A 19,718-nucleotide genomic window follows, 5' to 3' on the forward strand; every position below is an offset into this window, starting at 1 on the left:
CTCTGTATTGCGTTTTCAGAATCCAAAAGTGGATAATTCCACCCTGAGAGCAAAAATCTTTGAACGATTTTTAATCGTTTTGAAGCTTCTTGCAAAATGTGTTAATGGTAAGGTCATTTTGTTCTGTTGGCTTGGCCTTGGGATCGATAAGAATTATGTTTGCATAGAACTCCTCTATTCCAATGAAGTCTCGAAGCTTTGCAAAAGCTTTTTCTGCACCGGCACCACTCTGACATGCAAAGGCAGATATCCTTTTTCCGCCAAGTGCCGCCTTGTTCTCTTTTACAAATGTCCGGATAGGCGGAGTAAAGGTTCCTGCCCATACCGGGAATCCAATTACTACCTGATCATATTCTGAAAGATCTAATGTATAGGGCTCAAGTTCTGGTGTCTCAGCCATTACAGCGCTCTTGCCGCCCCAAAAGAACTTTGAAAAGCCCTTATCTGAATATGCTTTCTTAGGAACAAGCTTTAATACATCTGCAGAAAGCTTGCCTGCAATAACATTGGCTACGTACTCTGTATTTCCCTCAAGTGAATAATAAACAATAATTGTTTTCATCTCTTTTCCTTCTCCTTTAACATAGCATCCCGTATTGCCATGACAATGACTTCGTCTGGAGCTTTCTTGATAGCTTCAGCCTTAGGATTCTCTTTTATTTTGATCTCAGGTTTTGCAGTAGTTGCAGGTAAATTCTTCATCGCGCTCCTATCTGGCGAAAAACAACCTTATGTGATTCCATCTATCCAAACAGTATCTCGGGGCTTGCCTTCCTTAATCCAGCGAAGGATCACATCCGGAGTTGCATAAATGCAGGGCTCATCTCCATCAAGCACAGCATCAGCATTAGGATCTTCGTTTCCATAAGTTGATTCACATTCAGAATCATATAGCCAATAAGGATTGGCGTGGCATCTGAAGATCAGTCGCTCCAAAAGCAGATCTTCCACAGGCGACTCCTCTTCTTCGCTTCGGGAATACCATTTTTCTACCTTCTCAGCCTCTATATATTTGTTAATCGGATATTCGAGGAACTTGGCAAAATCCCTCTGTGTCATAGGCTTGCCATCTGACGCTTTAATCCCCTTCCTGATACGTACAATCTTCTCGTGGACAGAGGCTACATAGTCATACAGATAAAGATCATCTTCCTCTTCTTCCTTTTCTGCCAGCCGCCTCTTCCATTCCTCGTCAAACTGTTTGTATTCCTTCTCTTGCTTTTTGCGACCGAATTCTCCGAGCGCATCATATTCTTTCTGATTGTAGAAATGAGCGCCTTTAGAACCAATAGCTTTAATCAAGGTCATTCTGGCATTTTTGTAAAGAGATGGGGTAAGACCTTCAGTTTTTATCCGCTCTACATACATTTCAAGGTCTTGGCGATCGAACCTGGCATGATATTCGGAGTGCTGAATTCGCTCTTCTACAGGCATCGCCGGAGTATCCCATCCATAGCAGGTATAATAAGGATTTCGTCTGGCGCACTCATTCAAATAATGCTCGCTCAAAGCAGCTGGATCAAATGAATCCAGAATACCTATCCAATCTACGCCTTCTGTCATTTCTTTCGGCGGCAGATTTTTAACCATATCTTCTGTCTTAATCCCCATATCAGCCAATCCCCTTACTCAGATCTTTTCAAGATACTTCACCGGTACACTTTTTGTCAGCCAGACTTTATTTGCTGACAGGAAGAATTCATAACCATCTTTTGTCATCTCTCCTGCTTTGACCTTATAGATGACAGGTTTGCCATGACGAGAGCCAACTGTGACAGCGGTGTCATAGTCCTTTGACAGATGCACATAGAGCCTGGACTTAGAAATCAATCCTTCTTTATCTATTGAAGCTTCAAACTTTACTGCGCTGCCATGATATAAGATGTCCGGTGGAATTGCCCCCTCCAGCTCAACATCTACCGGTATGGAATGGCCTTGGTTAGCTCTGATCAGAGTTTTATCTTCATTAAAAGAGTACCTCTGCTTGTTGTCAGTTCTGACAATCTCTTCAAGCATTTCCATATTAAAGTCATGGTCCTTGGAAATGCCAGCTATAAGCTCATCGACATTTGCCCATCCATGTTCGTCCAGCGTAATTCCTATTGCTTCAGGCTTGTGCCTGAGTATAAGTGCTATATATTTACTAATCTCTGTTAGACTCATTTTCTGTCTTCCCCTTGTTTTCTATATAATTCAGTACTCCCATCATAGATGAATATGCCAGATCATGTTCTTTTTCCCCAAGACTACGGTACTTCTCAGCCGTCTTGTCCATCAACTGAATCGCATTGGACCAGTCCTCGTCTGTCATTTCACTACTACTCTTGTTTAGAGTTTTTGAAAAGTTCCACAGGTCACTACATATATTATAGAAAAGTTTCTGTTGGTCCATCTTTATCCTTATCTAAATCATTCAAATGCCAAAAGTACTACCTTTTAATTGTAGCAAAAATCCGCCCACAAAGTGAGCGGATCCATAGGGTAATCCAAATTATTAGTAAGAATTACTTCTTGTTTACAGCATCCTTAAGAGCCTTACCAGCCTTGAACTTAGGAACAACTGCTGCAGGAATCTTGATAGCAGCTCCAGTCTGAGGGTTCTTACCAGTTCTTGCTGCTCTCTTTGATGTCTCGAAAGTACCAAATCCAACAAGCTGAACCTTGCCCTTCTTCTTAAGCTCCTTTGATACAACATCAACGAAAGCCTTTACTGCCTTCTCAGAAGCTGCCTTTGAAAGGCCTGTGTCCTTTGCGATTGCTTCAACTAATTCTGTTTTGTTCATTGTGTTCTCTCCTCTCAAAAGAAAATCTTGTATGGAAACCTGACCGTGAAAGCCAAGAAACCTACTAAATGAGCGTAGTACAACTACTGTACCCTGTCAAATAATGTGTTTTGGCGGATTAAAGGTCGTAGCTGCCCTCTACACCATCCATAACAAAGTAAACCTTATTCTCTTCAGGTTTTACAAAGAGATCGATCTTCTTTACTGTTTCAGGATCACCGTTCATGTCATACTTGAGGACATTCTTTGCATTCTGTACAAGCTCGTCATATGAAAGATCCTTGTCAGCATACTGAAGAACTACATTAGCCTTAACATCTGTAGTAGCCTCAGCTTTTTTAGCAGAAGCCATTTTGCTCTTTGCTTCTTCTGCTTTCTTTGCAACTGTTTCTACCAGCTTAGTAGCTGCGTTAGCGGCCTTGTTAGCTGTAGCCTTTGTGTTTGTCTTTTTTGCCTTTGCCATTTTCATAATCTCCTCTCACAAAAAATATTAACAACGTTGAATCCATAATAGTCCCTTTAACACGCTAATGCAAGGCAGTGACCAAAAGGAAGGCTTGTCTACAACCGCTCAAACTCTTATCTGGTTCATGATTTTACCAATGCTGTCATGAAATACCAGATCCGCCTTTCCTTCCATTTTGGTCTTGCCCTTATTGATTATGACAAGGTATTTCCCATGATATATGTGCGCAAGTTGCGCAGCAGATCCGACTTCCAGAGATGTGCCTCCAATAATCAACAAATCCGCATATCTAATCCAGGCAACAGCCTGTTCATAATCATTTTGCGGAAGCAGCTCTCCATATAACGTCACATCGGGTCTGACCATCTTACCGCAATTAGGGCAGTGTGGTATTTCTTCGGTGTTTTCAAAGATGAAGTCAGGGCCGTACTCTGTCCGGCAACTTACACAATAACTTCTAAGGGCACTTCCGTGAATCTCACTTACTTTTTTACTGCCAGCCTTCTGATGGAGGCCGTCGATATTCTGAGTAATCACGCCATCAAGTTTGCCCTTTAACTCCATCTCAGCCAGTTTATAATGCGCATCGTTTGGCATTATTGTCCTGCAATCAAGATTCTTTCGGAAATAATCAAAGAATACTGCCGGTTTTTTATGGAGACAGTCGTAGCTAAGAAGATACTCCGGACGATATGCGCAAAATTTCTTATCTTTTCTATGATATAACCCATCCTTACTTCTAAAATCCGGGATTCCGCTCTCGGTAGAAACTCCAGCACCTCCCAGGAACACAATATGCTCCGAAGCACTGATCATATCATTAAGCGCCTCAATCTTCTGTTCATCCGTAAGGCCCTGGAAAAATCTTTCTTTTTCTTTAAGTGACGAAAAGTCCGGTATCATCGATGTGTCCTTCTATTCTACTCAAGAATCAATTGTGGTTTAAAATCCAGATAATCTCCTGATACAAGCGAGTACTTTACACCATTATGCATCCCTTTATAGCTATCGTTAAACCTTTCTTTCCCATGGCAGTGGGCATATATTACCTGCTCTGTTCCATATGCCTCAGCCATAAGTGTGAATCTGCTTCTCTTTTCCCATAGAGATGTAGGCGGATAATGAAGAAACATGATGAATTTCTCATATCCTTCTCTTCTTGCAGCCTCAAAAGACTCTTTTAGTCTCTTCGCTTCTCGCTCAACCAGCATATCCGCATGTTCTCTTGTATCAAGCCCTTCATAACAATAGCCCTTTGTCCCTACCAAAGCATAGTCTTTGTAAGTATAAAAATTGTTCTGTAGAAACAGCAGCCTTCCATCATATAACTGATTTAGCTTTTCCGTCTTCTTCGCATCCCAGAACATGTCGTGGTTCCCTCTCAAAAGAATCTTTCTACCGGGAAGATTCTCAATAAACTTCATGTCCTTTTCGCACTCTGACAGATTTCTGCCCCAACTGTGGTCTCCAACCAGTACCAAAGTATCCTCTTCAGTAAGGAGCTTGTTGCAATTCTTCTCTATTTTTCTTTCGTGATTTCTCCATACCTTCCCAAACATATCCATCTTTTTATCCGTCTGGAAGGAAAGATGAAGGTCTCCAAGAGCATATAGTGCCATTTCTTATTCCTTATTAGTTTTGCAAAAGGCGGCACCGGATGGTACCGCCTCTGCTCCAAAGCCCTCCTTGTAGGGCTTGCTCCTCAATTATAACATCGACGATGACGCTAGAAACGCCCTTCTTTTTGATGCCCTGACCAACACGTTATCATCGCCATAAGGCTGGTCATCATAATCCGGCATCGCAATTTCTCTTGCCTCCATGCCATCAAACTGGGCCTCCGCCCTGATTACGGTAATCTCCTTATCAAGCTGATTCATTATTCTCTTCCCCCTCCAACAAATTCCTTTTTTATTTTATCATCTGAGGGAAAAGAAATAACGTCTTGACTTTGGGGAAACCGGCACTTTAGTTCCAAAGGATATCATTTTCCAAGAGCAGAAAGCAACTCTTCATACTCCATAACACCAGTAATTGGCTTCATCTCATAACTGTTATATTGATCAATCACTGCTTTTACCTCATCTTCTGTCATCTTTTTGTCAGTTTCGTTATAGTATTCTGAGGATCCAACATAATCCCCAGATGCTTCCAGCTCATCTTCTGAAGGCCAGCCATCACCATCAAGATCATTAAAGTTTATGTGCTTCACCCAATAATCAGTGGCAAGCTCACCCTCTTCACGCTTGGACATGTATGACTCATAGTATATTGCGCCGGCATGGTCTGCATTTCCGTTGTAATAAACTCCTGTTCCAGGGATGTATGAATAACCGGCATTGCCCATAGCCCCATAAGCCCAGTCGTTCATCAGGCAATGCGCCTTACCATTCTCGTAAGCATAAAGAGATGCTCCATAGCCTGGAACATCAATTACAAGCTCAGGTATATCGTCATCATCTGCATAAATAAGGTCATACTTGTAACCCTCTCGTGCTACATGGTAGACCCTTGCAAGCTGAGCATATAACTCCTTATAACTTGCAAACGTACCATCGGAATTACCCCCAAGAAGCGTATCCTTAAGACTTGGTATAGTGAATTCTGCCCCCAACTCCGCCATCTTTTTTTCATCCAAATCTGCGAAATACTCAAATAAGTACTTTGTAGAAACAGCCTCATATAGCAGTACGTGCTTGCCGTAATCTGAGTCTCCCACGATGGCAATATCCTTCATGCCATCACAGTTTAGATCCAGGAATCCAATTGCAAGAATCTTGTTCAAATAACCATTGCCATCATCCGTATAGACCGAGGTATAAAGATCCATCAAATACTTTCCATCTTTAACCAGAGTAATGTCCGATTCATCAGGGTTTGCAGAGTATGTAATAAATCGCACAGGACCATCGAACTGCGGAAGCTCCACCTCAAAAGACTGCTCTTCATCGCAATAGTCATCCCACTGGATGGCATTTGACTCTACCATCGCATTTTCACCGGTCTTTGTAAGCGTGAGAACTCTGTCAGCCCATTTGCCATAGTTTTTTCCCGCATTAGATCCCGGAAGGTCCTCGGAATTAACCCTTAACCTCAGCGTATAGTGGTCGCCGTTCTTTTCTCCGGATACACATGTGTAGGTGGACTGATAAGCTGCCCAGTGCGTCTTATAATACGACTCATGTTTATCAACATAATCCCATGTAAGCGCATCTGTCGGAATACTGCTCAATCCAGTGTGCTTTGCAACATAATCCTCAAAGTCTTTCTTCCTTATTACAAAAAGATCTCCATAAAGCTCTTTCTGGTCGGTTGCTTCCAGATAATCGCTAATCTCTTCTCCGCTAATGCCCTCTACAGATAGCCCGGCGCCAAACTCCAGGACGCTTGCCCAGTTGATCTCTTCCGGCGAGCTAAATGATTCTGTCAGAAACCCGTTGTACTCTGCTGTATTGAAAAGAGCTGTAAACTCCCTTAACTCATCGTCGGATACCTCTATCGAAACTACCTCCTCGGCTATTTCAAGGCTTCCCTCTTCATTTGCCTCGCTAACTTCCAACTGGGCAGACTCTGAATCAGCAGCCTCATTATCATTTGAAACATTTGTATTGCCACAGGCTGAAACCATCAACACCGTAGCAAATACGCATAAAATGCTCTTAAACCTCATCTTTTCATTCTCCACAGAATACATCGAATAGCTAGCATTATAATAGCACACAGTACAAGCTATTCGTATTTCTAAAATACAGCAGTAGCTTTACGCTATTCCCGTATATCTGGTCTATAATAGAAATTGAATATTATCGTTGTGATTGTGGAGGCGAAAGAGTAATGAAAACAATCTCAAAGGTCATGTATGCACTATTAGGAATTATCATTGCATTGTGTTTGATTATCCTAATAAGTGCATTTAGTCCGCCTTTTGCAAAGGCACTTTATGGTATTAGAGATGCTTTTTCAAATAACGAGGCAGAAGTGGCCCATAGTTCAGAAGAAGCCTCAGACATTGATATCGATAGTTTATTGGCGCAAATAGAAGGTCACGAAGAAGAACCCAGTGAACTTGTTGATAATAAAGATTTGGGACTAATCGATGAAAATATATACCATTCATTGGATGACTATTATAACAAGCTTATTGAAGTAATACGTGATGAATACCATAAAGGTACTACTATTGCATTCAAATTAAACATCTCTGAAGATGTTTTCACTGAATGGTACAAAACAAACTTCATTAATCAATCAAATAATCATGCTGATTCAAACTTCGATTATTCGGTCTCATACGAGAAAACCGATGATTTCTACATAATAAATCATGTAGTTACTTTTAAATAATCTTCATGCTAAAAATCCCCAAAGGTCAAACATTTTGATCCTTTGGGGATTTTAGTTACTCACTATCAATGTTATCATTTACTGTTTCGTCATTGTTCTCGTCTGTAGAAGGTTCTGGAATTGCATCAAGAATTTCATTTGAAGTGGTATCCTCTTTGCTTTCCTCTTCTTCTGAAGGAGCTTCAGATATTATAAGAGTATTCTGCTCAGCTTCCGGTTCAGTTTCTGGCTCCAGTAATACCTCATAAACCACTTCCTCATCTTGAACATCTTCACTAACAGGCAGAGAAGATTGATCTTCGTTTGGTATTGAATTATTTTCAGCTTTTGGCTCTTGCTCAGCATCATTTTTGTCATGAGATTCATCTGGATCTGAACTTATGATAGTACATCCATTGTCATCAATATCAGCTACTGTTTCAGATAGAGAAGAATCGTCATTCTGAGCTCTCTCACAATTATCTTCTTTGCACTCGCCGCTGTCCAACGGATTAGTACCATCTAACGTGTCACTCTCATTGCTACATTCGTCAGAAGCAATAGATGGGCTTCCAACATCTGTTGAAGAAGTACTATTATCAGATACGTCTTGTTCCTGTACAGCCGATTTATCTACAATATTATCCTCCTCTGTCGCTGAGGCAGTCTCTAATGTAATTGCTAATGAAATGGCATCAGCAACTGATTGTGTATTATCAAGAGGATACTCAGCGCTGTTGTTAGCTTCTAATTGTTCCGATGTTTTTTCGGAATCAATACTTAAATCAGAATTTTCTCTTTCAATATCACATGCTTTATTTGAGTATTCCTCTGTAGCGCCATTTGATTCAATTGCTAATGAAATGGCATCGGCAATAGATTGTGCCTTTTTGCTCTCTGAATTACAGTCATCAAGAACAGGTTGCTCGATGTTTTTTTCATTGGCCGAAGTCTGTGCTGCTACTGTGCCCGCAACTATTTCTGCATTTTGAGCAATTTGCAAAGAACTACCGCTTGTAAGTATCCCTTTTTCGGATGTCCCCCCTCCATTTAGTGCGACATTTTCATCAACTGTAGAATAAACAAAGTCTCTACTGTCGGTCGGCACAAAGGCTTCTTGTGGTTGATTCAAAAGAGATAGATGCAATTGAGCAGTATTAGTGTCTGAAAAATCAAGTAATATGGATCCATTTGCAATATCTGTCCCAGACGAACAGTTCTGCAGATAGTTTAGGAGATCGACGCAAAACGCCAATGAGGTATCATTCGTTCCTGAAATGAACTTCTCTTCAAAATCCTTAGTCCCGGAGTATTGCGAACTGCCATTGCCTGAGATTTCCCTTATTACATCATCAAGCGTTTTTCCTTCATGTAACTTAGTCAAAACGTCATTAAGACCATCCCTAATAACTTCACTGTCCACCCTAAGATTGTTTGTAGCGCTACTTCCAGTAATGGCATTGTTTCCCTTACTAACAGAAGCTAGATACCCTAAATATGCGCAAGCTAAATATCCACTCACATATTTGCTAAAATACGAATCATCATCAAGCTGCATTTGTGAGTAATACTGGTAGTTTGACTTTAAGTCATCAGACACATATGTATTTTTACTCCAGTTATAACCATAATTTGCAATTTTATTTCCATTATCGTCTTGCATTTCATAGTGATAATTATCATATCTGAATTGGAAATTATTTGTAACAGTCGAAGCAATACCTTCCACAAACCATTGGGGATAGCAAACACCTGTCGTATCGCCTTTATCCTCATAATAATAGGTATTATTCTCCTTGTCATACTGTATTCCAGTCATGCCGGCTCTTGTATAATCGTCCATGTAGGCATGCATCATTTCATGAACTAATGTGTTGTCCAAATCAGAATAGGCTTTATCTGGAACAAACTGCCAATCACCAGCAGCATCTTTTTCATAAAAGTACTTGGCATTGATATTAACTCTATACTCTAGGCCTGGCTGATAATACCACCACTGAGTATTGACTGTCGCCAGGAAATCTTTGTAATCCTCCGTCGTACCATTTGGGTTTTCATAATCATCATAAAAAATGTATAGTCCAATATCTTTTCCTATCTCATCATTGTTCACCGCTTTTTCATATGCTGGGAATTTGCTTTCTAAAAGGTTTACAGCTTCTGGCTCCAAAGTTTTCTTTACCCAAACAATTAAGTCAGCCAATTTCTCAACACCAATAATACCAATTACATTTCCATCGCAATGTGCATTGGTAACAACAACTTTTTCAGCAGCTGAAAGACCTGAATCCGGAGGAGCTTTTTCGTTATCTGTTGGTGGAGTAGGATCGGGTTTTATAGGAGCCGGCGTAACGGGATCATCTGGAACAGTGGGATCGTCTGGCACTGACGGGACATCCGGGATAGTTGGGTCATCTGGTGCTGGTGGATCATTTGGTACTGAAGGATCATCAGGGGTCGTGGGATTGTCTGGCGCCTTTGGCGCTTCCGGGGGATTCCCATCATCATACGGATCTCTCATGTTACCGTCTGATGTAGTACTCGATGAATCAACATTAGACTCCACATTGATTTTAAAATCTGTAGTCTCAGGTAATAGTGTAGATATATATGTTCGGCCAGCCTCCGGGATAGATAACGCAGTCACTCCGTTTTGTCGCATAAGTGAAACAACAAAATCAGGCATCTCAATGTTATACCCTGCTTTTTCTCCAAAAATGAAAGAATACCCCTTGGGCATGTAAAAGACAAAGATAGGATAACTTCGAATAATATCATCTATTTCTATGGCAATATGAATGATATCGCCATCTTTATTTACCCATATGACTGGAATATCCCAGCTCACTCCATTATCAGCTACGATAGTTGCAGTATTGTCGAGTAAGCGACCATTTGTAGGTGCTTCAAGATTTGTTATTCTAAATGATCTTATATAGACGGTACTTCCACCAGTCAAATTACTATAAAACTTCTGAACATTGCCCTGCTCAGTATTTTGTATGGCGCCTATGATTTTGGAAGAATCAATATCGCCCAACGGTGCTGCGGTTGCAGTTATAGCATCAAAATGTGCTACAAAGATCAATATGCATAAAAGTAAGCTGAAAAGCTTTGAATGCTTTTTAACAGTCATAACCCTCACCTTTTGAATAAAAAAATACTAATCCATTAAGGTTATCGGCAATTTTATTTCATTTATTGACAATCTTGTGCATTCCTTTTTATGAAAATTAAAAGAAAAATAATTACCCTCTCTACAAATAATATGATTATTTATATTGACTACAACGTTGATTTCCCATGATTAGCCCACCGTCACATATAAATAATAGGTTGAATTATACCTACTATTTATTTATAATTTAATCATAGAAAGAGAGGTACCTCCCATGACAGTAGATACAAGTATCATGGTTTCCATCACAGAAGCCAATCGTAATTTTTCAAAAGTAGCTAAACTTGTTGAGGAGAAAGGCGCAGCACTTATTCTCAAGAATAATACTCCCTGCTTTCTCATCACAGATATAAGAAAGACAGATGAGAATAGCGAAGCCTCTGATGAAGATGTTCTTGCCATTTCTCAGAAGCTAATGGCACAGAACAAGGAAGCTTATGAGGTACTTTCAAAGTGAAAAGACTTACTCAAAAACAGATCCTCATGATGCACAAGCAGCTCGTCGAGCAGACTGGAGGCAGTGACAAGGTCTTGAATTATGACCTCTTGGACTCAGCTCTCGAAAATCCATTTCAGACCTTTGATGGAAAAGAGCTGTACCCTACCATCCAGGAAAAAGCTGCCCGATTAGGATATGGGCTCATCAAGAACCACTGCATGGAGGACGGAAATAAAAGAATTGGCGCTCATACCATGCTCGTTTTCCTGGCACTTAACGGAAATGAGCTCCAATACACGCAGAAAGAGCTTTACGAGATCATCCTTGATATTGCTGCAAGTAAGAAAGAATATGAAGATCTTATGCAATGGGTACTTGGTCACCAGGTCAAACAATGAAGTTGATGTCTCACAAAAACGCGAACTGCTACTACGAACCGCGCTACTCATAATACTCAAAAAGAAAAGCACCAAGAACTGTAATATATGACATATTCGCAGTCCTTGGTGCGTTATTGTACCTGAAAGTGCCAATTTACAAGAGTGGCAAATTGAGCATGCTATCAAAAGGCTTCGTTCTATTTACTATTTGATATGTAAGTAACCTTATCTGTTAAACCAAAGTTAATAGACCACTCGCCATATGATTTAACAACCAAACAATACTTCTTTCCCTTTTTCCCCTTTGAAAACACTTTTTGTCCAGAATAATCACCTATTTCATTTGTGATACCATAACGGTTTCCATCTTCATCATACATATGAGTAATGAAATTACTGCTACCTTTATAATTTATATCAATTGTTAAATTACCTTCATCCAATTCAAAATATGGTGTTACACAATAACCCGTGCCTTGAATATTCGATGTTCCATTATTTCGGATCTGCTCAATAGTTATTGTCCAATCGCCAGACGATTTTACTTCTATCATACCGTCATTAACCGGCCCCTCGGTAATAATATATCCTGTGAAATCTCCTATAACATTCATCCAACCATCACTAGATCCATTATCATCATAAAAATGTATTATAAAATTAGATTTTCCTGCATTCGTAAAGTAGACTTGATATAGTCCCTCAGGAATGCTTACATGTGATATAACGCTATCTCCTTTTCCAGAATACTCAATGGGCTCAGAAACATACTCGCCGCAACGATCACATACACCATTAATTGTTGTATGCCCTAACGCATTTCCAACACTTTTTCCGCAATTCTTGCATTGAGCAGGAGTAGTACATGTTGCCTCTGTAAGATCATGTCCCTTGGCTGGTATTGTCTCCTCAATCAACTCTCCACACCTTGAACACTTACTTATCCTTCGACCATTTTCTTCACATGTTGCGTCAACGACCTCTTGATCTCCTGAAAAAACATGTCCCAGTGCTTCTTCTTCCGTAATTTTCTGATCGGAGCATCTTGTACATTTGTATATCTTCTCCCCTTTATCTGTACACGACGGATCCTTCGAGGATATCATTTGATAGTCATGATCTAATGGGACTCCTTTTTCCTTCCCACATATGCTACAAACATAAGGCAAAACGCAAGTAGGCGGTTGATAATTATGTGCCATGCATATTCCAACCTTGCCATATATCCTTTTAGCTACTTCTGGTCTTCTAGCGTATGATAGCAGGAACGCTCCCGCTATTAGAACTGCTACTACCGCAACTACAATCAGCATAGTAGCCATCTTTTTCTTGTCAATGCTTCTGTGTGTGTGTGTTGTCTCCCCGTTCGAGTTATTTCCGTATGGGACAGTATTGTTTTCAGATATGCTTTCTTGTCCTGGCTGTGATAGAATGCTATTTAATTTATTCTTTTCATCATTATTTTGAGATGAGGCCACAGAGTCTTTTTTTGCCAAAAGAACCTTTATAGTTTTCATATCCACACCACAATGTGGACATCTATCAGCCTTATCAGAAATCCTATTACCACATTCGGGGCAATTAAACAGTGCCATTTTCAACCCTCCACTCAACCGCTAAACAATAAGCATAATGCTGCAGTATCATAATACTTACCGATTAATTACAAGTCATCGGATCCCTGTGAAGCTTGTATCTTTGTGCTTTGATAACCAATGATAAATGTCAAATCATTTGGACAGTATAATCTGCTCTTTATTATCATATCGTCCAAATTCCATAAACTCTCTTTAGCAAGATAACCCAGCTGAAGTGCCATACCTTCAGAACTACAATAGTTCGCCATTGACGAACGCTGATTGTTTGTTTTACTTGCATTCCCATACTTTGCAACAAGTTTCTCTACAATATTGTCATAAGCACTGATATATAAATCATAGTTTGAAAATCTTTCTTCTATTGAATAGACCACCATATATAGTTGATCATCTTCATTAAAGAAGTAACAAACCCACACATCATTTCCATCAAGAGTATCTGCAACAACTAATCCATCAACGCTTTCATCTAATATTTCGCATTTTTCGTATTTCTTTACTGTCTCTATCGAATCACCAAATTTCACATTACGTACATCAACGCTGTCTCGTTCATATTTCTTTTCATCATATAATGCCTTAATCTTGCTTAATTCAGTAGTATTCCCAACAATAGCAATTGCATCATCTATCTTCTCAATTGCCTCATCAAATTTCTTTTCTTTAATCAAGTCCTCAGCCTGTGTGACATAAATGTCCTTAATCTTCTCCGCTAGCTTCTTTACCTTCGCCTGAGCAGACTCATAATTCGGATCATTGCTAATGACTTTCGAATATAAATCATAAGCTTCCTGCAAATTGCTGCTCTCTTCAGCTTCAACAGCCTTCTTATAATTTGCCCGCGAGGTTGCTAAGCCATCAATTTTATTCGAAATAGTCATTACATAATCAGCGCATAATTGTGACTCTCCATAGCTTTTTATTGTTTTCTTTGCTTGTTCCTCGGAAATACTCTCATTCAAGTAACCATCATAAATCGCATCAGAAAGTCTCTTTATTTCACTTTCTAATTCCGTTTCAAGCTCACTTTTTCCTACAATCTTTTTATTGTAAAGCGTCAATGCCTTATCGTAATCATTTGCTACAAGATATTTAATATACTTGTCTACTGGGTCTCCACTTCCCAAATATAGCAATGCCACAACAGCACATACAGCTATTGCTACAGCACCTCCTACTATCGCAAGAGTAATACCTTTGGGTTTTGTATTCTTCTTTAGTGGAAAACCACATTGCGGGCAGGTAACATCTTCTGCTTTAATGACTTGCCCACACTCAGGACAGGTGAGTTCAGTTTTTACTTCTTCTGGTCTCGATTCCTCTATCTTTTTCTCTTCTGCTTTTAACGGATATCCACAATGCACGCAAACTGCCGCTATATCAGAAACATCTTGACCGCATTCTGGGCATTTAATGATTGCCATTTCACACTCCCTCCTTAATCGCTATTGGAAATTCCTTTTTTAATAATGGTCCCGCAACAGTTTCTAACATACTTACCGGCAGGAACTCTGTAAAACTAGTTATCTCTATAGAATCAATATAATCACCAGTAATAAATGCTTTCCATGCTATATAATCACCACTATTTCTATAATTGCTAATCCATGCCCCTATTCTAGATTTACTGTTAACCTCTAAACCATCAAATGTTTCTGTTACTTTCTTCAGTTCATAGTATTCATCTTTTAAAGAAGTATATTCCCCTTTTCTTACATTTTCGCAGACACGCTTCATTGTGGTATAGTACTTTACTGCATCGTCATAAACGCTTCTATCATATTCCAGAACAACCTTTAGTTCAGTCGTATCATATCCAAGATTGTCCAAGGCTTGGATGTTCTTATCAATATCATCAAACCTTGCTTCAGTGTATGCAGTATCTATTTGATCTATATAGTTTTGGATTTTTTCTTGTTTTACAATCTTTTGTTCATTTACTCTTTGCCTTACAAAATATCCGCTTGTGAATATAACTACTATCAGTATAGTTAACGCAACTAAAACATATGGTAATATAGTCTTCTTTTTATAGCCACAGTGAGGACAACTTCTTGCTTTGTCAGAATAGTTCTGATTACATTTGGGACATATTATTAATGCCACTATCCACCTCCAAAAGATTTAAAAGTCTTACTTTTGTGCGTATTAATTCTATCATTTATCATTCAAAAATACGATTAAACATTGATTAAATATAGGTAAAAAGCACATCAAACCAACCATTTCATCTTGGAATAGATTTTTTCCTATGTTACATTTGTTCACCTTAGCCGTTAAAATAATGTAACAACTGTACTTTTAGATATGAATATTTATTTCTCCCTAAAAGGCAGCAATAATCAGCATTTCAGGAGATCCCTGTTATATTTTCAAAATCTTCATTCCGATTTATATGCTTAATACCTCTTTTTTTATATTTTTTTCTATTATGTATTATTTTAAATTTATATTTTTATGGTAAGTTTTCTTCTAAAGAATATCGCTTGTTCCACCTTAAATAATTCAAAAAGATAGGAGAAAACATCATATGAGAGTAATCAGAAACGTAAGTACACTTCTTTTAGTATTTTTATGTTTCAATGTCATTAGCTTATCAGCATTAGCTGCCCCTAAAACAATGCCCGATGGCGGCATTTTCGACGCAGAGTTTTATGCTAAAAACAATCCTGATGTTGTAGCCGCTCTCGGAAGCAATGAAAGCACACTTTATGAACATTATCTAAATTATGGCAAAGCAGAAGGTCGATTACCATACGCAACTGATTCAGCTGGCGCAGCTACACCTCCGGCAAAAAGTGCTGGGAACTGTAGTAAGCAAACCCTCATGGATATTTCAGGCTTAGTGTATAACGCTGCAAGCATCGAAGCTAAACCGAACAAGATATTAGCAAAATTTGAGAAGGGATCAAAAGCAGAAAGATACGCTGCTGCAACAACTGTTGCGCCTGCATTGGCAAATGCCAAAGCAATATATGCACAAGCAGCTGAATTATGTGGAGACTATGATAATTTACAAATAACGAAAACATACTTATCGCAAATGGCAGCATCTATACCAAGCAGTGCTCCAGAGTATACTGATGAATCTATTGCCAAGTATTATAGCGGTATAGTTGCATATTTGCTGTGTGAAAAACCTTTATATGAAGAACTCACAAATCAGCTTGGTAATTACAAATAATCATACGAACAATTAAAGCACATCCTTTTACATGTATAATGGGCGGTACGTTCCAACGCACCGCCCACACTTATGCTCTCTATAAAACAATACTATTATAAAACTCTACCGCACTCATTATCTCTTCATCCGTAGGATGCCCCTTCTGAATTCCACCGACAAGCTTGAAAGGCCCAAAGCTGTCAAAGCCTTTACAGAGATATTTTCCAACTTCTACACACTGCTTATCAGCTGCGATTTTGCTAATTTCCTTGAAATAGCTCTTCATTGGATTACCACATGTGGCCATGAAAAAGACCTTTTTCTGTGGTGGAAGGTTTACCCGGGCGAAGTTTAAAACCTGCTCAGCGAACTCTCCATAGTAAATACCGCTGGCAAAACCGATTACATCATATCCATGAAGATCCTGCTCGCGCTTCTGCGTCACATCAATAAGATCAACCTCTGGATGTTCTGCCTTAATGGCATCAACAAGCTTCTTTGTATTCTCATGGTGCTTGGAATAATAGATAATGCAACTACTCAAAACTCTTTTCACTCTCCTGAAAAACGATAGGTATATGATACCATATCATAGTTCCAAGTATCTACATAAACACATTCGGTCTGCCATCCTCGCATATAATCTCATCATCACGGAAATCATCAACAACTGATTCACTGAAAGTACTTGGCAAAAAAGGTACCTGATAAAGCCCGTACTCAGATGCAGCAATAAAGTAATAGTTTATTTCATAATGGCATGCACTTCTGATAAAGCTCAGCTCTTTACCCTTAAAGACCCTGTCACTCCACTTGTCCGTAAGTAAAATGACCGTCTTGCGTTCATATCGATTACGAGGCCGTGGAATCAGATGCGCGGAATTAAGCATTTCCTGCATAACATCGCCAAGGCGCTTCTTCCCGGTACAAACATATAACCACACCGGCATATCCATGCGCTCTCGCAGAGGTCTATCCGACGGATAAAAAACTGAGTAGTCATTAAAATCTGCCATCGATGTAACACCCATAGAATTGGCGAGATCTTCAATTGTTCCAATAATTCCATGCTTAGGAACACCATCGTAAAACAATTCCATTAAATGCCCCGCCACAGTGATATCCTCCTTGTCTCGAAGCCTCCTAAGGAGTAATTCATAACTGTCCCTATCACTGGCAGCAATTACATTTCTGAGCTCTTCTATCTTTCTAGCCATAGTATATCCCTCCATATTTCTATGATACCATCTTCCATAGGCAACCTTACACGCTAAATCCAATCTTCTTCTCTTCCTTGCCGACCTTTCCGGCATTGACTTCAAAATCCTCTGCCTTCAACACCTTAAGAGCCTCTCTATCAATCTGTTTTCCTGCATTCTCCATCATTATTCTTCCAGCCTGAGCCATCTCAGCCTGCTCAAGAAGTGTTCTTACAAACCTTCCATTACCAAATTCCTTCTTCTGAGATGCATTACGGAATATCTCCATGCACTTATCTGCTGCACCATCCGCAAGAGAATATCCCTTCTTACCTGCCATAAGGTCCAGAATCTGACCCAGTTCCTCAGCCTTATAATCTGGGAAATCAATATGAAACGCTATTCTGCTTCTCAAGCCTTCATTCTTATCCAGAAAAGCCTTCATCTTCTCAGGATATCCGGCAAAGATCACGATAACATCATCCCTGTGATTCTCCATCTCCTGCACTATGGTATTTATGGCCTCGTCGCCAAAGCTGTTGCTGTCATCAACCAACGCATAAGCCTCATCGATGAAAAGAATGCCTCCCTTTGCCTCCCTGAACTTAGCCCTCACGGTCTTAGCTGTCCAGCCTACATACTTTCCTACAAGATCCGCACGTCCACACTCAACGAACCTATTACCATCCATCACTTCTTCCTTATATAAGATGTCTGCCAGCAGCCTAGCAACCGTCGTCTTAGCAGTGCCCGGATTTCCGGTAAAGATCATGTGCATAGAAGGCTTGTAGTTGTCCATTCCCATATCGCTTCTGATCTTTCTGACCTTTGCAGAATTCAAAATGTCATTAACAGTCTTCTTGACCTCTGTGAGGCCGATCATTCCCATAAGCTCTTTATATGGCTCGATCTCACACTTCTTCTCCTTGACGTCATAGTAGTTGACCTTTTCATAAGCCAGGTAATGCATCTTTTTGAGGCTGTCCTTATAGATCTTGTTGATTGTTGAGTATGCCTCTCCTACGGAAAAGAGCTGCTTATCAGGCAACGCTACGTCAATATCAGCATCAGTGACCTTCATTCCCTTTTCCTTCATCTGTTTCTTAATAAAATCAGCAGCAAGGTCGCGATTTACCGTTCCTTCTCTTAGCTCGACTATATCGACATTCTCCTGAATCGTGCTCATTAAGGCTCTTGAAAACCCCGGATTTTCAGTCAACTCAACAAAGATAAACAGTGTATTTACCTGATATTTTTCAATCTGCTTGTCAAAAAAGTGAATGACTTCATGGTACGCTGACGCATAGCTGCCATGGTCTTCTTCCGTCCCAGACATGTCTATCACTACAACTCCGCCCTGTGCATGATCAACTGTGTGAACGAACTCCTCCTCGTCGTAACAGCCCTCTGTGATTTCATAGATCTTATTCACTCTATTTCCAAGAAGTCTGTTGTTTGACCTTAAGGAGTTGACCAGAACATCGACCATCCCATTAGCTGAATCCATATTTGACGCAGAAACCTTATAGTGCACCGGATTTCCGTAGTATTTCTTTTCATTTCTGTCAGAATAAATTCTCTCAATCTCCTCAACCAACGACTTATCTGCCAGTATCTTAGTGGCTTCCTCTTTGGCTTTCGAAAGGCTCCACTTTTTGCCGTCCATCAGCTTTTCTTTTATGCTGAAGGCTCTTTCATTGAAGTAATCAGTCCCCATTTCAGAAATGGTGTCATAGGAACTGTTCAACAGCTCATAAAAAGGAGCCTTGTTGATCATTATGTTAAACTCAAGAACGGTTATCTCCCGAACTTCGGTAAAAGAAATATCGTCAACATCAAAGTGCTCTGTCAGATAGCCTGTGATCTTCTTCTTAAAATTCTTCATTGAATACTTATTAAGATCAATGGAAAAGACGACTTTCAGTTCCTCTGCTCTGGCTGAGTACACCAAAAGAGAAAACGGATCTTCGTGCCCATCTTTGTTACTGAAGATTCCGTTCATATTCCTGAGCTTAGTATTAAAGCATCGTTTTTCTTCATCACTGGATGGCGTATAAGTAAGCTTACGTTCCTCATCACAGCCAAATGGAAGACTCATAGCCTTATAAGTTACAATGGCACTATAAAAATTCATCCTTGTACCTCCGTCTGAATCACGCTTTTCCTTCTTTTCACCTTCATAGTAT

The 19,718-nt window shown here is 39.7% G+C and carries 22 protein-coding genes; 4 read left to right on the plus strand and 18 right to left on the minus strand.

What is annotated here, in order from left to right:
• Positions 1 to 70: 70 nt before the first annotated feature.
• The 11 genes from G631_RS0108845 to G631_RS0108895 all read right to left on the minus strand — a co-directional run bounded on the left by G631_RS0108845 (position 71) and on the right by G631_RS0108895 (position 6,919).
• A complete protein-coding gene (locus tag G631_RS0108845; protein WP_026489142.1) occupies positions 71 to 562 on the minus strand; it encodes a flavodoxin family protein in 492 nt (163 codons plus the stop codon).
• Positions 559 to 702: a hypothetical protein gene (locus tag G631_RS20925; RefSeq protein WP_155833903.1), complete on the minus strand. Its 144-nt coding sequence runs from the start codon at positions 700 to 702 to the stop codon at positions 559 to 561. Before G631_RS20925 ends, G631_RS0108845 begins: the two co-directional genes overlap by 4 nt.
• Before the next feature lie 27 nt (positions 703 to 729).
• The gene (locus G631_RS0108855) at positions 730 to 1,611 is read right to left on the minus strand and encodes a hypothetical protein (protein ID WP_026489143.1); all 882 of its coding nucleotides are present in this window, start codon (positions 1,609 to 1,611) and stop codon (positions 730 to 732) included.
• Positions 1,612 to 1,629: 18 nt separating this feature from the next.
• On the minus strand, positions 1,630 to 2,163 hold the full coding sequence (locus tag G631_RS0108860; protein WP_026489144.1) for an RNA 2'-phosphotransferase: 534 nt from the start codon (positions 2,161 to 2,163) through the stop codon (positions 1,630 to 1,632).
• Positions 2,144 to 2,392 carry a hypothetical protein gene (locus tag G631_RS0108865; RefSeq protein ID WP_026489145.1) on the minus strand — a complete coding sequence of 83 codons (249 nt, stop codon included), beginning with the start codon at positions 2,390 to 2,392 and terminating at the stop codon, positions 2,144 to 2,146. The genes G631_RS0108860 and G631_RS0108865 overlap by 20 nt, the downstream gene beginning before the upstream one ends.
• Positions 2,393 to 2,504: 112 nt before the next feature.
• Entirely contained in the window at positions 2,505 to 2,783 is a 279-nt protein-coding gene (locus tag G631_RS0108870) for an HU family DNA-binding protein (RefSeq protein WP_022769149.1), read from the minus strand.
• A 118-nt stretch (positions 2,784 to 2,901) separates the two neighbouring features.
• The gene (locus tag G631_RS18680; protein WP_051197082.1) at positions 2,902 to 3,246 is read right to left on the minus strand and encodes a DUF6465 family protein; all 345 of its coding nucleotides are present in this window, start codon (positions 3,244 to 3,246) and stop codon (positions 2,902 to 2,904) included.
• Between the two features lie 108 nt (positions 3,247 to 3,354).
• On the minus strand, positions 3,355 to 4,152 hold the full coding sequence (locus G631_RS0108880) for an NAD-dependent protein deacylase (RefSeq protein ID WP_081671300.1): 798 nt from the start codon (positions 4,150 to 4,152) through the stop codon (positions 3,355 to 3,357).
• A gap of 17 nt (positions 4,153 to 4,169) precedes the next feature.
• A complete protein-coding gene (locus G631_RS0108885; RefSeq protein WP_026489147.1) occupies positions 4,170 to 4,868 on the minus strand; it encodes a metallophosphoesterase in 699 nt (232 codons plus the stop codon).
• 87 nt (positions 4,869 to 4,955) lie between these two features.
• Positions 4,956 to 5,129, minus strand: coding sequence for a hypothetical protein (locus G631_RS20930; protein ID WP_155833904.1), 174 nt, complete (start codon positions 5,127 to 5,129; stop codon positions 4,956 to 4,958).
• A 104-nt stretch (positions 5,130 to 5,233) separates the two neighbouring features.
• Positions 5,234 to 6,919 (minus strand): hypothetical protein, encoded by a 1,686-nt coding sequence (locus G631_RS0108895; RefSeq protein ID WP_026489148.1) that lies wholly within the window; start codon positions 6,917 to 6,919, stop codon positions 5,234 to 5,236.
• Positions 6,920 to 7,083: 164 nt separating this feature from the next.
• On the opposite strand from G631_RS0108895, the gene G631_RS0108900 reads away from it, so the two are divergent.
• Positions 7,084 to 7,593 carry a hypothetical protein gene (locus tag G631_RS0108900; protein WP_026489149.1) on the plus strand — a complete coding sequence of 170 codons (510 nt, stop codon included), beginning with the start codon at positions 7,084 to 7,086 and terminating at the stop codon, positions 7,591 to 7,593.
• Positions 7,594 to 7,648: 55 nt separating this feature from the next.
• Here the strand turns inward: G631_RS0108900 and G631_RS20215 are convergent, their stop codons facing one another.
• Entirely contained in the window at positions 7,649 to 10,708 is a 3,060-nt protein-coding gene (locus tag G631_RS20215; protein WP_026489150.1) for a hypothetical protein, read from the minus strand.
• A gap of 256 nt (positions 10,709 to 10,964) precedes the next feature.
• Here G631_RS20215 and G631_RS0108910 point away from each other — a divergent pair, with 256 nt between their 5' ends.
• Together G631_RS0108910 and G631_RS0108915 are read left to right on the plus strand one after the other, a co-directional pair.
• A complete protein-coding gene (locus G631_RS0108910) occupies positions 10,965 to 11,207 on the plus strand; it encodes a type II toxin-antitoxin system Phd/YefM family antitoxin (RefSeq protein WP_026489151.1) in 243 nt (80 codons plus the stop codon).
• Positions 11,204 to 11,587, plus strand: a complete 384-nt coding sequence (locus G631_RS0108915; protein WP_026489152.1) for a type II toxin-antitoxin system death-on-curing family toxin — start codon at positions 11,204 to 11,206, stop codon at positions 11,585 to 11,587. The genes G631_RS0108910 and G631_RS0108915 overlap by 4 nt, the downstream gene beginning before the upstream one ends.
• A gap of 179 nt (positions 11,588 to 11,766) precedes the next feature.
• Here G631_RS0108915 and G631_RS0108920 read toward each other — a convergent pair whose 3' ends face one another.
• From G631_RS0108920 to G631_RS0108930, 3 genes are all read right to left on the minus strand, one after another.
• Positions 11,767 to 13,164 carry a hypothetical protein gene (locus G631_RS0108920; protein ID WP_026489153.1) on the minus strand — a complete coding sequence of 466 codons (1,398 nt, stop codon included), beginning with the start codon at positions 13,162 to 13,164 and terminating at the stop codon, positions 11,767 to 11,769.
• A 68-nt stretch (positions 13,165 to 13,232) separates the two neighbouring features.
• A complete protein-coding gene (locus tag G631_RS0108925; RefSeq protein WP_026489154.1) occupies positions 13,233 to 14,591 on the minus strand; it encodes a zinc ribbon domain-containing protein in 1,359 nt (452 codons plus the stop codon).
• A gap of 1 nt (position 14,592) precedes the next feature.
• Positions 14,593 to 15,273 carry a zinc ribbon domain-containing protein gene (locus G631_RS0108930; RefSeq protein ID WP_026489155.1) on the minus strand — a complete coding sequence of 227 codons (681 nt, stop codon included), beginning with the start codon at positions 15,271 to 15,273 and terminating at the stop codon, positions 14,593 to 14,595.
• Between the two features lie 424 nt (positions 15,274 to 15,697).
• Here G631_RS0108930 and G631_RS0108935 point away from each other — a divergent pair, with 424 nt between their 5' ends.
• Complete coding sequence (locus G631_RS0108935; protein ID WP_026489156.1) at positions 15,698 to 16,351, plus strand: hypothetical protein; 654 nt, start codon at positions 15,698 to 15,700, stop codon at positions 16,349 to 16,351.
• 79 nt (positions 16,352 to 16,430) lie between these two features.
• Here the strand turns inward: G631_RS0108935 and G631_RS0108940 are convergent, their stop codons facing one another.
• From G631_RS0108940 to G631_RS20220, 3 genes are all read right to left on the minus strand, one after another.
• Positions 16,431 to 16,877, minus strand: coding sequence for a flavodoxin domain-containing protein (locus G631_RS0108940; RefSeq protein ID WP_026489157.1), 447 nt, complete (start codon positions 16,875 to 16,877; stop codon positions 16,431 to 16,433).
• A gap of 61 nt (positions 16,878 to 16,938) precedes the next feature.
• Positions 16,939 to 17,550, minus strand: a complete 612-nt coding sequence (locus tag G631_RS0108945; protein ID WP_026489158.1) for a hypothetical protein — start codon at positions 17,548 to 17,550, stop codon at positions 16,939 to 16,941.
• A gap of 46 nt (positions 17,551 to 17,596) precedes the next feature.
• Positions 17,597 to 19,666 carry an AAA family ATPase gene (locus G631_RS20220; RefSeq protein WP_051197084.1) on the minus strand — a complete coding sequence of 690 codons (2,070 nt, stop codon included), beginning with the start codon at positions 19,664 to 19,666 and terminating at the stop codon, positions 17,597 to 17,599.
• Positions 19,667 to 19,718: the final 52 nt, after the last annotated feature.

It is taken from the genome of Butyrivibrio sp. XBB1001 (assembly GCF_000424505.1).
GTDB lineage: Bacteria > Bacillota > Clostridia > Lachnospirales > Lachnospiraceae > Butyrivibrio.